At 63.4% G+C, this 12,831-nt stretch carries 11 protein-coding genes; 7 read left to right on the forward strand and 4 right to left on the reverse strand.

Annotation, left to right across the window (positions count from 1 at the left end; genetic code table 11):
* Nucleotides 1-90 precede the first annotated feature (90 nt).
* From N5J71_RS09655 to N5J71_RS09675, 5 genes are all read left to right on the forward strand, one after another.
* Nucleotides 91-1,008, forward strand: a complete 918-nt coding sequence (locus N5J71_RS09655) for an AAA family ATPase (RefSeq protein WP_003460516.1) — start codon at nt 91-93, stop codon at nt 1,006-1,008.
* Nucleotides 1,008-1,964, forward strand: coding sequence for a DUF58 domain-containing protein (locus N5J71_RS09660; RefSeq protein WP_279916768.1), 957 nt, complete (start codon nt 1,008-1,010; stop codon nt 1,962-1,964). Before N5J71_RS09655 ends, N5J71_RS09660 begins: the two co-directional genes overlap by 1 nt.
* Complete coding sequence (locus N5J71_RS09665) at nt 1,961-3,946, forward strand: transglutaminase TgpA family protein (protein ID WP_279916769.1); 1,986 nt, start codon at nt 1,961-1,963, stop codon at nt 3,944-3,946. Before N5J71_RS09660 ends, N5J71_RS09665 begins: the two co-directional genes overlap by 4 nt.
* A gap of 72 nt (nt 3,947-4,018) precedes the next feature.
* A complete protein-coding gene (locus tag N5J71_RS09670) occupies nt 4,019-4,789 on the forward strand; it encodes a CHAD domain-containing protein (protein ID WP_074857198.1) in 771 nt (256 codons plus the stop codon).
* Between the two features lie 106 nt (nt 4,790-4,895).
* Nucleotides 4,896-5,693: an acyl-CoA thioesterase gene (locus N5J71_RS09675; RefSeq protein WP_279916770.1), complete on the forward strand. Its 798-nt coding sequence runs from the start codon at nt 4,896-4,898 to the stop codon at nt 5,691-5,693.
* Between the two features lies 1 nt (nt 5,694).
* Here the strand turns inward: N5J71_RS09675 and N5J71_RS09680 are convergent, their stop codons facing one another.
* The 3 genes from N5J71_RS09680 to N5J71_RS09690 form a co-directional block, all read right to left on the reverse strand.
* A complete protein-coding gene (locus tag N5J71_RS09680) occupies nt 5,695-6,057 on the reverse strand; it encodes an Mpo1-like protein (RefSeq protein WP_003460511.1) in 363 nt (120 codons plus the stop codon).
* A gap of 103 nt (nt 6,058-6,160) precedes the next feature.
* Entirely contained in the window at nt 6,161-7,624 is a 1,464-nt protein-coding gene (locus N5J71_RS09685) for a methyl-accepting chemotaxis protein (RefSeq protein ID WP_074857195.1), read from the reverse strand.
* Nucleotides 7,625-7,724: 100 nt separating this feature from the next.
* Entirely contained in the window at nt 7,725-8,537 is an 813-nt protein-coding gene (locus tag N5J71_RS09690) for a TatD family hydrolase (RefSeq protein ID WP_279916771.1), read from the reverse strand.
* Nucleotides 8,538-8,810: 273 nt separating this feature from the next.
* Between N5J71_RS09690 and N5J71_RS09695 the strand changes: the two genes are divergently transcribed.
* Nucleotides 8,811-10,202, forward strand: a complete 1,392-nt coding sequence (locus N5J71_RS09695) for an MltF family protein (protein WP_084340370.1) — start codon at nt 8,811-8,813, stop codon at nt 10,200-10,202.
* 245 nt (nt 10,203-10,447) lie between these two features.
* Here N5J71_RS09695 and N5J71_RS09700 read toward each other — a convergent pair whose 3' ends face one another.
* Nucleotides 10,448-11,383 carry a LysR family transcriptional regulator gene (locus tag N5J71_RS09700; protein WP_003460507.1) on the reverse strand — a complete coding sequence of 312 codons (936 nt, stop codon included), beginning with the start codon at nt 11,381-11,383 and terminating at the stop codon, nt 10,448-10,450.
* 150 nt (nt 11,384-11,533) lie between these two features.
* Between N5J71_RS09700 and N5J71_RS09705 the strand changes: the two genes are divergently transcribed.
* Complete coding sequence (locus tag N5J71_RS09705) at nt 11,534-12,763, forward strand: acyl-CoA dehydrogenase (RefSeq protein ID WP_003460500.1); 1,230 nt, start codon at nt 11,534-11,536, stop codon at nt 12,761-12,763.
* Nucleotides 12,764-12,831 lie beyond the last annotated feature (68 nt).

A 12,831-nucleotide genomic window follows, 5' to 3' on the forward strand; every position in this document is an offset into this window, starting at 1 on the left:
GCCCTCACAGTTTCGTGAGCAAACTTTGCATAGCGCTATGCCACGCCTCGGCGCCCCAGTAGCATCGGTGTTCTGCATAAGGAGCCAACGATGCGAACCAAACTCGATGCCTGTCTCGACTCGGTCAATCAGGTATTGCTGGGCAAAGAGGCGCAGGTGCGCCTGGCCCTGACCTGCCTGCTGGCGCGTGGTCACCTGCTGATCGAAGACCTGCCGGGCATGGGCAAGACCACTCTCAGCCATGCCCTGGCGCGCGTGCTGGGGCTGAGTTTCCAGCGTATTCAGTTCACCTCCGACCTGTTGCCGGGCGACATTCTTGGCACCTCGGTGTTCGACAAGGACAGCGGGCAGTTCGTCTTTCATCCGGGACCGATCTTTGCCGAGTTGGTGCTGGCCGATGAAATCAACCGCGCCACGCCGAAGAGTCAGAGCGCGCTGCTCGAAGCCATGGAAGAAGGGCAGGTGACCATCGAGGGCGCTACTCGGCCGCTGCCCGAGCCGTTCTTCGTCATCGCCACGCAGAACCCGGTCAGCAGCGGCGGCACCTTCGCCTTGCCCGAATCCCAACTCGATCGTTTTCTCATGCGTCTGTCGCTGGGTTACCCGGCGCAGGCTGCGGAACGGGCGTTGCTGCTGGGTGATGCCCGGCGCGATCTGTTGCCGCGCATGGAATCCATTCTCGACCACGCTGAATTGGCCCGTCTGCAGGCGCAAGTGCCCAAGGTGCGTGCCAGTGATGCGCTGATCGACTATGTGCTGCGCCTGGTCGAGGCGACGCGCAGTCAGCCGCAGTTCGCCTGGGGTTTGTCACCGCGTGCCAGTCTGGCGTTGTTGGCTGCAGCGCGGGCCTGGGCGCTGCTGGCCGAACGTGATTACGTGATTCCCGAAGATGTGCAAGCGGTGCTGCCATCAGTGGTGGGGCACCGTCTGCGCGAGCGCGCCGACCCTACCGGTCATGGTGGCGGCAGTCTGGTGCAATGGTTGCTGCGCGAAGTGCCGGCGCTCTGATGCGTGCAGCGCTGAAGCCGCTCTGGCGGCGCTGGTTGGCCAGGCGTATTCCGCCAGCGGCCAGCGTGCGCCTGAATCAGCGGCGTATTTTCATTCTGCCCAGCCGGGTGGGGGCTGTGTTTGCCGTGGCACTTCTACTGATGCTGCTGGTGGGCATCAATTACCAGAACAGCCTGGCCTATGGCCTGACCTTCCTGCTGGTATCGGTGTTCGTCGTCACCATCCTGCATACCTACCGCAACCTGGCCGGGTTGGTGCTCAAGGCCGGTGGCGGTGGTGCGGTGTTCGTCGGCGAACATGCGCGTTTTCGCGTACGCCTGGAGAGCCCTGAGCGTGAACGCCAGGCCGTGGCGCTGGGCTGGCCACCGTCTGATCTGGTGCTGCGCGACGTACCGCGCCAGGGGCAGACCGAGGTGGATCTGAGCCAGCCAGCCGTGCGGCGTGGCTGGCTGCGGCCCGAGCGTCTACGGGTGGAGAGCCGTTTCCCGCTGGGCTTGCTGGTGGCCTGGAGCTGGGTCGATCTGGATCAGGCGGTGCTGGTCTACCCGCGGCCGTTGGAGGGTGAGCTGCCGTTGTCGGCGGGCCTGGGCGAAGAGGAGGAGGAAGAGGGCATGCGCGCCCGCGGCCAGGGCGCCGATGATTTCCAGGGCCTGCGCGAGTATCAGCCGGGCGATTCGAAACGGCGTCTGGACTGGAAGGCCTATTCACGTGGCCAGGGCCTGCTGGTCAAGGATTTCGCCATGCTCAGCGGCCGCGACCTGTGGCTGGACTTCGACAGCCTGGGTGGCGACAGCGAAATGCGTTTGTCGCTGCTCTGCTACTGGGTGCTGCAGTTCACCGAGCGGCAACAGGCATTCGGCTTGCAACTGCCTGGGCAGGTGATCGCACCGGATTACGGTGAGGGGCATCGCGATGCTTGCCTGCGCGCCCTGGCGTTGTTCGGAGCGCGCGCATGAGCAGCCTGCCGGGTATTCCGAGGATCGCTCTGACCTGGTTGCTGGTCGCCCAGGTGCTGGTGATCTTGCCGCATCTGCTGCATCTGCCGCTGTGGATGATCGCGCTGTGGCTTGGTGCTGCCGGTTGGCGTGTGCAGATTTTCCGCATGCGTGCGCGCTATCCCAATGGCTGGGCCAAGGGCGGCCTGGTGCTGCTGGTGGTGGCTGGCATCCTGCTTTCGCGCGGCACACTGGTGGGGCTGGATGCCGCCGTGGTGCTGCTGATCGCCACGTTCGTTCTGAAGTTGCTGGAGATGCGCACGCGACGTGATGCGCTGGTACTGATCTTCCTCGGTTTCTTCTGCGTGGTGACCGCCTACCTGTTCGAGGACGGCATCCTCGCAGCGCTCTACAGTCTGTTGCCGGTCACTGCCTTGCTGGCTGCCCTGGTTGGATTGCAGCACAGTGGTTTTGCCGAACGCCCCTGGCCACCCCTGCGCCTGGCGGGTGGCCTGGTCCTGCAAGCGATACCGCTGATGCTTCTGCTGTTCGTGTTCTTTCCGCGATTGGGGCCGTTGTGGTCACTGCCAATGCCCAGCGACAAGGGCGTCACTGGCCTGTCGGACAGCATGGAACCGGCCGATATCGCCGAACTCAGTCGCTCCCCGGCCTTGGCCTTTCGCGCCAGCTTCGAAGGTGACGTGCCGCCGCGCGAACAACTGTACTGGCGCGCCCTGACACTGGAGCGTTTCGATGGCCGGCGCTGGTCGCAGTCCGGTTACGCTGATGTACCCGTCGCGCCGCAGTGGAGCAAGGCCGGCGAACCGCTCGATTACAGCATCATCATGCAGCCCAGCGGTAAGCGCTGGCTGTACGCGCTGGATGTCGGCGAGATGGCGCAGGACAGCGGGCGGATGATGAACGACTTCCGTTGGCAGAGACTGCGTCCGGTGGATCGGCCCCTGCTGTACCAGGTGCGTTCCTGGCCGGAGGCCATGCGGGAGGCGCAGGCCGAACCGCCAGGTATCCGGCAGGCGCTGCAATTACCCGAGCAGGGCGACCCGCGCAGTCGCGCCTGGGCGGCTGAACTGAAGGAGCAGTATCCGCAGAGCGACGCATTAGTGGCGGCAGTGCTGCAGCATTTTAACCGTGAACCCTACGTCTACACACTGCGCCCGCAGCCTCTGGGCAGCGACAGCATCGACGATTTCCTGTTCAACACCCGGCGTGGTTTTTGCGCGCACTATGCCGGCGCCATGACCTTCGTGCTGCGTGCCGCGGGTATTCCCGCGCGGGTGGTGGCCGGTTATCAGGGCGGCGAGCTCAATCCCAATGGCAACTACATCCAGGTCCGTCAGTTCGACGCCCATGCCTGGGTCGAGTACTGGCAGCCGGGCCGTGGCTGGCGCAGCGTCGATCCGACTTTTCAGGTAGCACCGGAGCGTATCGAGCAAGGGCTGGAAGAGGCCTTGGCCGAGGAGGATGGTTTTCTCGACGATCAACCCTTCTCGCCACTGCGCTACCGCGAGCTGGCCTGGCTCAATCAGCTGCGCATGAGCTGGGAGAATCTCAATTACGGCTGGCAGCGCTGGGTGCTGGGGTACCAGGGCGAGCAGCAGCTGAAACTGCTGCAGAACTGGTTCGGCAGCCTCGATTGGCAGCGTCTGGCGCTCGTTCTGGTGGGCACCGGAGCGCTTCTGATTGGCCTGCTGGCGCTGTGGTTGCTCAAGCCCTGGCAACAGCGGCCTGATCCGCAACGCCAGGCGTTTCGCAAGTTCGAGCGGCTGTTGGCGCGCCATGACGTGCGCCGGGAAGCGGGTGAGGGCGCACGCTCCTTCGCGTTGCGCGCGGCGCGGCAGTTGCCCGAGCAGGCGGAGCAGATCGAGACATTTGCCCGATGCTTCGAGCAGCAGCGCTATGCCGGCGGGCCCGCGTCGCGTGATGCCCTGCGGCAGGCATTGAGTGATTTGCGCAGAGCATTACCCTGGCGCCTGTCGCGTTAGCGACCATTGGTCACTTGTTTGAGTGGGGGCCGGGTTGTTAGCTTGATGCATCGTCGTTTGGGAGGATCGAGCATGAGCGATTTCATCGAACATTGTTTGGGGCGTGTCCTGGCTCTGCAGGTGCGGCTGTATGCCTGCCAGGCGCGGTTGGCTGACTGCACTGACACCGAGGCCTTGCACGACCTGCGCATCGCCCTGCGGCAATTGCGCAGCCTGTTGCGTCCGCTGCGCGGTTTGCCGGCTGTGGATGCTCTGGAGCAGGGAGCCGCAGTGCTGGGCCGCCTCAGTGGGCCGCTGCGTGATCGTGAGGTGTTGGTGGCCGAGCTGACTCGTCTGGGCCTGGTGCATCTGGCGCCTGCCGATGAGGCGCAGCGCGCCGCAGGTTACGTTGCCATTGCCAGCAGTGGCGAGTTGGCCGACCTGATGCTGTTGCTCGACGGCTGGCCGGCGAATTGGCGTGAAGCTGCCAGGCAAGGCCAATTGAACGATGTGGACAAGCGCATCCGGCGCCGCCTGCGGCGCCAGCAACGACAACTGGCCCGCGCCTTACGCGATCCGGCGCATGACCGCCATCGCCTGCGCCTGCTGATCAAACGCGTGCGCTACGCTGCTGAAACCTACCCGGCACAAAGTCGTTTGAGCAAGGCGGTGCAGCTCAGGCTCAAACGTGCGCAAAGCGCCCTTGGCGACTGGCATGACCACCTGCAGTGGCTGGCGCAGGCCGATGCGCTGGCGTCGCTGGGCCCTTGCCGGGCAATCTGGCTGCAGGCTCAGCAGGCGGCCGAGCAACGCGCTGATGGAGCCCTGCTGGCACTGTATGGCGATTTTCCCAGCGTGGAATAAGGCGACATTTTCGCCGCAAATATGACCGAATAAGCATCCTTGCGGACTATCGTTCAGTTGCCACCATCCCCTAAGATCGTCGCCATCGATGAATGCCGAGGTGCGTATGATCTTTTCCGAAATGCTTGAGGCGGTGCGCCGCGATGCCGATGCCGTGGTGATTCCGGCCGAATGGGGGCAGGGGCGCGCCAGTTTCGGTGGTCTGGTGGCGGCTCTGGCGTTCGAGGCGATGCGCGCCAAGGTGCCGCAGGACCGACCGGTGCGCTCGCTGGCCATCACCTTCGTCGGGCCGGTGGCGCCGGATGTTCCTGTCAGTTTCCAGGCCGAGGTGCTGCGCGAGGGCAAGGCGGTCAGCCAGATGTTCCTACGCGCGGTTCAGGACGGACAGGTGGTGACCGTGGTGCAGGGCAGCTTTGGCGCATCGCGCCCTTCGGCGATTGCCGTGGAGGCGCTTGCCGCGCCGCAGATCACGCCGGTGGAGCAGTGCCAGGAGTTGCCCTACGTGCGCAACGTCACGCCGGAGTTCACGCGCTTTCTGGCCATGCGCTGGGGAATTGGCGGTATGCCTTTCAGCAACACGCCATCGCGGCAGATGGGCGGCTGGGTGCGTTTGCGTGGTGAGCGCGAGCCACAGGCGCTCAGCGAGGCGCATGTGCTGGCACTGGTCGATGCCTGGCCGCCTGCGCTGCTGCCCTATCTGAAAAGCCCGGCGCCGGGCAGCTCGCTGACCTGGACCATCGAGTTCGTTCAGCCGCTACACACTCTCAGCAGCGAAGACTGGTGCCTGTATCGCGCGGACATCGAATATGCCCGCGATGGTTACGGGCACGTAGCGGCGGCGATGTGGACACCTGCAGGTGAGCTGATCGCCTTGAGCCGGCAGACCGTGACCGTATTTGCCTGATTCAGTGGCGCCGGCGTTGGCGCCAGGCGCGCCACCACGCGCCGCTGAAGAGAAAGCGCGGGAACGTCACGCACTGCTCCAACAGCAGGCGCTTCAGCGCATCGCTCTTGCTGGCGAAGGGTTCCGCAGGCTGTTGCTCCAGTCTGTGGCCGTGAGCTTGCAGCGCCAGGGAGGCGATCAGGCCGATGCTGCCCAGTGCCAACGGCACGAACCGCAGATGCCATAGGCCGATCAGCAGCAGTATCAGCGACAGCAGGAACAGTGGCACGGCGATCAGGTGCAGCAGCAGATTGGTGGGATGCCGATGCTGGCTGGCGTAATGACGCCATTGCCAGGCCAGCAGGTTGGGGTGACGTTTGCTCATGGGACGATCCTCGACTCGATAAGACGAGTCTAGGATCGCCGCCCATGCAGAGCGAATTGCTCCTGGCTATGGCGCAGATAGGCTTATGCCTAAAGGGCCACCTCTACAGGCGCAACTGGCCGATGGCCTTGTTCAGCTCGCCTGCCAGTTGGGCGAGTTGCTGACTGGTGGCGGCCGATTCGAGGGTCTGGCCAACGGTCTGTTCGGTGACGTCACGAATGCCCACCACCGAGCGGCTCATTTCTTCGGCCACCTGGCTCTGCTGTGTGGCGGCCACGGCGATCTGTGTATTGCTGTCGCGCATCAGCGCCACGGCGGCGGTGATCGCCGCCAGCGACTCGCCGGCTTCTTGCGCCAGTTGTACGCAATGGTTGGCGTTCTCCGAGCTTTCGCGCATGAACTCCACGGCGTCGCGGGTGCCGCCCTGCAGGTTGCCGATCATCTGGGTGATTTCGTCGGTGGAGTCCTGCACGCGCTTGGCCAGGTTGCGCACCTCGTCGGCGACCACGGCGAAGCCGCGACCCATTTCACCGGCGCGGGCGGCCTCGATGGCGGCATTGAGGGCGAGCAGGTTGGTCTGTTCGGCGATGCCGTGAATCACACCGACCACGCGGCTGATGTGCTGGCTGTCTTCGGCCAGGCGCTCGATGCTGGCGGCGCTTTGGCGTACGCCCTGCGACAGGGCTGCGATGGATTGCTCGACCCGTTCGACCACCTGCTGGCCTGCGCGCGCTAGCTGATCGGCATTGAGCGACTGATCGCGGGTGGTACCAGCGTGATCGGCGATATGCTGCACGGTCGCCGACATCTCGTTGATCGCGGTGGCAGCCTGATCGGTTTCACTTTGCTGGCTGAGCATGCCCTGACGCACCGCCCCCATGCGCTCGGCCATATCGCGGGTGCCACTGTTCAGCTCGTCAGCCACCTGGCCGACGGTGCCGACCACGCGCTGATAGCCGGCTTGCATGGCGTTGAAGGCGGCGGCCATCTGGCCGACCTCGTCACGGCTGCTCAGAGGGACGCGCAGGGACAGGTCGCCGCTGCGCTCGGCTTGCAGTATCACGTCCTTGAGGGTGTTGAGATGGCTGAGCAGAAAGCGGATCAACAGCTGCGAAGCAGCCAGCAGCAACAGCATCAACACGGCAACTGCGACGGCATAGGTCAGCGCGTGCTGGGCGAACAGGTCGAGCAGGCTGGGCGCGCGCGCCATGACCGCCAGGGTGCGTCCATCGCTGAGGGTGACGCGCTGCGCGCCGATCACCGGCGAGTCGCCTAACCGGGCGTCATGCTGCACGGCCTGCCAGCCACTGGCGTCGGGGCCACCTTGAGCACCTGGCAGGCTGCCGTTGCCCACCTGGATGTTGCTCGAACTGGGCAGTGCCGCCTGCTGCGGCCACTGCTGGAGCAGGCGCGCCTGCGCGATTGCAGCCTGCTTGGCATCGGCGCTGCGTGCCTGCTGTTCGGTATGCAGGGCGAACAGCACCAGCATCAGACTGATGACGAAGGCAACGGCATTGACCGCCCAGAATTTGTACTTCAGAGAAAGATCGCTGATCCAGGCGCCCATGCTGTTGTTATCCGTCTCGCTGCGTTCGCTATTGGCCAAGTGCCAGCAGTATGCATCGGTACACAGCCAGGGTCTTGACGCCAATCAATACTCTGGCGCCTTAGTCTTCGACTATGGCTGGCATATCGAAGAACGCTCGCGCACAGGCTGTGGTCTGTGCCGCCAGGGTTTCCTCGCTTTGCCCGCGGTGCAACGCCACCTCGCGCAGCACCTCGCCGAGAAAGGCAGGCTCGTTACGCCCGCTCTTGGGCTTTGGCCGCAGGCTGCGCGGTAACAGGAAGGGCGCATCGGTCTCCAGCATCAGGCGCTCGCCGGGGATATCCTTGAGCAGCGGATGCAGGTGCGTACCGCGACGTTCGTCGCAGACCCAGCCGGTGATGCCGATATGCAGGTCGAGATCGAGATAGGCATAGAGTGCAGAGCGTTCGCCAGTAAAGCAGTGCACCACGGCCGCTGGCAGTCGGTCACGATAGTCATGCAGGATTTCCAGCAGGCGCTGGCTGGCTTCGCGTTCATGCAGAAACACCGGCATCTGCAATTCGACGGCAAGCGCCAGTTGTTCTTCCAGGGCTTTTTCCTGTGCCGGGCGTGGCGAGAAATCGCGATCGAAGTCCAGCCCGCATTCACCCACGGCGCGTACTGGTGGTTGCGCCAATAGCGCCTTGAGGGTAGCGCTGCTGGCGCCGTTCCACGAGCTGGCGTCGTGCGGATGGACCCCGGCGGTGCTAAATAGGCGCTGGCCGCTGCTATCCAACTGTCGGCAAAGTGCGAGGCTGGCCTCGCTTTCATTCAGACTGGTGCCGGTCAGCACCAACTGACACACCCCGGCTGCATAGGCGCGTTCGAGCAGCGCCTCGGCCTGCACCGCGAGGCTGGGGTGGGTGAGATTGACGGCAATATCGATGAGTTGCATGGTGCCACCTGTTGAACGCGAGGGGGCAGAATAGCAGATGCTATCCGTTCGTCAGGAAGTCGATTTAAAACAATAAGTTGGTCGCTGTTTTTAAGGTTGATGCAAGGTTGTGGGGTGGCGCGGCAGCGCTCTGCTGTGCCAATCTCCGCGCCCCTGCCGCCCTTGGAGCTTGTTTGGCGGGTATACGGTCAGTAGCCGCCTGTCGCGTATTGGCGTACAGCAGCCACCAACCGGATGAGGCTTCGGCGGTCTACCGCCTTCCCTGGAGAGTCGATGTCGCGATTGCTGCTGATCCTGTGCCTACTGGCTGCGCTGCCGTTGTCGGTCAGTGCGCGCGTGGCCGGCCCGCCGGAGGTCGGCAGTCAGGCCCGCAGTGCGCGCGATCTGCCGACGATTCGCAGCAGTGGTGAGCTACGGGTGCTGGTCAATCAGAGCCGCAACAGCTCGGGCTCGGTCAAGGGCCAGAGCATTGGCGTCGAATATCACCGCCTACGGGCGTTCGAGCAGTACCTCAACCGCAATGCCCGAGATGGTCGCAGCCTCAGACTGAAGATCATCCCCAAAGCCAAGGATCAGTTGCTTGGCGCATTGCAGCGCGGCGAGGGCGATCTGGTTGCGCCCGGCGAACTGCTCAATGTGCGCACCGGGCATGATGTCAGTGCCAGTACGGCGATTCGCCGCGGAGTACCGCTGGTGCTGGTGTCGAAGCAGGGTAACCGGCATTACCGCAGCCTCGAACAGCTGGCCGGGCGTAGTCTTTCATTGCCAGCGGGTAGCGCCGTGGGTGACGCGCTACGGTTGATCAACCAGCAACTGGCTGAGCGCAAACTGCCGCCCATCGTGGTCGAGTGGGTCGACCCCAGCCTGGCCGTCGAAGATGTACTGGAAATGGTCCAGGCCGGCATCTTCGAGCGTACTGCGGTGGAGCTGCCGATCGCCGAACGTTGGGCCAAGGTGATGCCCAAGTTGCGCGTCGACAAGCATCTGGTCCTGGCACGTGATGGCGACATGAAATGGTTCATGCGCCCCGATGCGCCGATGCTACGAGCCAGTATCGACCGTTTCTTCAGTAGCTATCAGAGCCCGGCCGACCAGGATGCGGCGTTCCAACGTGTCTATCGCCGCTTATACAAGGTGCATTCGCCGCTGGGGCGCACTGAACGACAGCGTCTGGAGAAGGTGCGCCCGGTGCTGCAGCAGCATGCCGAGCAGCAGGGTTTCGATTGGCTGATGCTGGCTGCGCTAGCATTCAAGGAGTCGACGTTGAACCCATCGGCGCGCGGCGCCAGCGGCGCGACCGGGCTGATGCAGATCACCCCGGCGGCAGCGCGTAGCGTCGGGGTGAGCAACATTCAGAACCTCGACGGTAACGTCCAGGCCAGCAGCAAGTACCTGGCGATGATCCGCCGCAACTTCTTCAACAGCCCGCAGCTCAACGAGCGCGAGCGCATGGCCTTCGTCCTGGCTGGCTACAACCTGGGGCCGCAGCGGGTGCAGAGCCTGCGCGCCGAGGCTCGCAGGCGTGGCCTCAATCCCAATCAGTGGTTCTTCCAGGTCGAACGTGTGGCCATGGAGCAGATGGGCATGGGCGTGGTGAGTTATGTGAATGCGGTGAATAAGTACTACCTTGCTTATGACCGTGAGCGCTATCTGCTCGAACCGTAAAGGCAGCGTCTGACGGCCAAGTAGATATTTATTTGATATTAATTGCCGGTGTTTTGCTGTTTTTTAATCGAGTGCATTGGATATTCTGTGCGCCATCAACTCCACACACGAAGGAAGGGTTGTAATGAACAACCTGATCAAGAACATCACCGCCACCCAGGCCAGCTTCGGCATCACCATCCTGCGTTCAGGTACCAGCAAGAAGGCCCGCACATGCGGGCCTTCTTGCATCAAGCGCTGAACGATCAGGCGGTAGCGGCCTGATCAGCTTTCTTTTCCTGCGCAATGACCTGCTGCGCCAGTTCGATCATCTGCTCGCGCATCCAGCGGTTGGCCGGGTCCTGATCGGTACTCTCATGCCAGTACAGGTGCGTTTCCAGCGCCGGCACATCACCGACCGGTAAGGTCACATGATGCAGGTTGTGGCGGCGGGCGAAACGCTCCGGCACGGTCATCACCATGTCGGTCTGCTGTATCACGCTACTGGCCATCAGATAGTGTTGCGAGCGCAGGGCAATCTTGCGCTGGATGCCCATCTTGCCAAGGGCCAGATCCACATAGCCTAAGCCACTGCGGCGGCTGGAGATGTGGATGTGGCTCAGCGACAGGTATTCGTCGAGGCTGATCTTTTCCTTGGCCATTGGGTGGCCAGGGCGCATGGCGCAGACATAGCGATCATCCAGCAGCTTGACGTGACGAACCTGCGGGTCGGTATTGAGTGGCGCGTCGACGGCAAAATCGAGCCGGCCGGCGGCCAGCTCCTTGGTGGTTTCGCGGCGCTTGGCCAGGAAGCTCTCGATGCATACGCTCGGCGCCAGGCGACGCAGGCGCTGGAACAGCGGTGGCAGGAGGATCTGCTCCGACAGGTCGGTCATGCTGATGCGGTAGGTCTTGCCGGCCTGCTGCGGGTTGAAGGTTCGGCTTTCCTGCACGGAAACGCGCAACAACTGCAGGGCGTTGCGTACCGGGCCGATGATGTTCTGCGCCATCGGCGTGGGCACCATGCCCTGGGCGGTGCGCACGAACAGCGGGTCGTTGAAGGTTTCGCGCAGACGGGCGAGGGCGTTGGAAACCGCTGGCTGGGTAATGCCGACGATCTGCCCGGCACGGGTCAGGTTGGCCTCGGTGTAGATGGCGTCGAAGACGATGAAGAGGTTCAGATCCACCTTGGTCAGGTTCATGCCGGCAGTGCTCCAGGGGGCGTCGATATCAATCGATCATATATAGGTTATGAATGTTCATACACGCTGAAAATAGGTTAGATAAATCCTAAGCGCTGTTCTAGCATCATTTCCACAACCTCTCACCCTTTATTACAAACAGGTAATTCCATGGATTTCGCCTATTCCCCGAAGGTTCAAGAGCTGCGTGAGCGCGTCAGTGCATTCATGGAGGCGCACATCTACCCGGCTGAAGCGGTGTTCGAGCAGCAGGTGGCCGAAGGTGATCGTTGGCAGCCGACCGCGATCATGGAGGAGCTGAAGAACAAGGCCAAAGCCGAAGGTTTGTGGAACCTGTTCCTGCCCGAGTCCGACTATGGCGCGGGCCTGACCAACACCGAATATGCACCGTTGGCGGAGATCATGGGTCGCTCGCTGATCGGCCCCGAGCCGTTCAACTGCGCCGCGCCGGATACCGGCAACATGGAAGTGCTGGTGCGTTACGGCAACGAGGCGCAAAAGCAGCAATGGCTGGAGCCGCTGCTGTCCGGCGAGATTCGTTCCGCCTTTGCCATGACCGAGCCGGGCGTGGCCTCGAGCGACGCCACCAACATGCAGGCCAATGCTCGCCGCGAGGGCGATGAGTGGGTCATCAACGGCCGCAAATGGTGGACCTCCGGTGCCTGCGACCCGCGCTGCAAGGTGATGATCTTCATGGGGCTGACCAATCCGGACGCGCCGCGCCACCAGCAGCACTCGATGATCCTGGTGCCGATGGATGCGCCAGGCGTCACCGTACTGCGCCCGCTGCCGGTGTTCGGTTATGACGACGCGCCGCATGGCCATGCCGAAGTGCTGTTCGAGAACGTGCGCGTGCCCTACGAGAGCGTACTGCTTGGTGAAGGGCGTGGCTTCGAGATCGCCCAGGGTCGCCTCGGCCCGGGCCGCATCCACCACTGCATGCGTTCGATAGGCATGGCCGAGCGCGCCCTGGAGCTGATGTGCAAGCGCGCCGTTTCGCGCACCGCCTTTGGCAAGCCGCTGGCGCGCCTGGGTGGCAATATCGATCACATCGCCGATTCGCGCATGGAGATCAACCAGGCGCGTCTGCTGACCCTGAACGCGGCCTACATGATGGATACCGTGGGCAACAAGATCGCCGCCAGTGAAATCGCCCAGATCAAGGTGGTGGCGCCCAACGTGGCGCTCAAGGTGATCGACCGGGCGATCCAGATGCACGGCGGCGCGGGCGTCTCCAACGACTTCCCGCTGGCCTACTGGTACGCCATGCAGCGCACCCTGCGCCTGGCCGATGGCCCGGACGAGGTGCATCGCGCAGCCATCGGCAAGTTTGAGATTGGCAAGTACGTGCCGCGCGACGTGATGAAAGCCAGCCGCTGATCCCGCAAGCCAAAGCAAAGAGGCCCGCATTTGCGGGCCTCTTTGTTTGTCTGTCGTCGACTTTGCTG

This window comes from Ectopseudomonas oleovorans (assembly GCF_029845265.1).
Taxonomy (GTDB): Bacteria; Pseudomonadota; Gammaproteobacteria; order Pseudomonadales; family Pseudomonadaceae; genus Aquipseudomonas; species Aquipseudomonas oleovorans.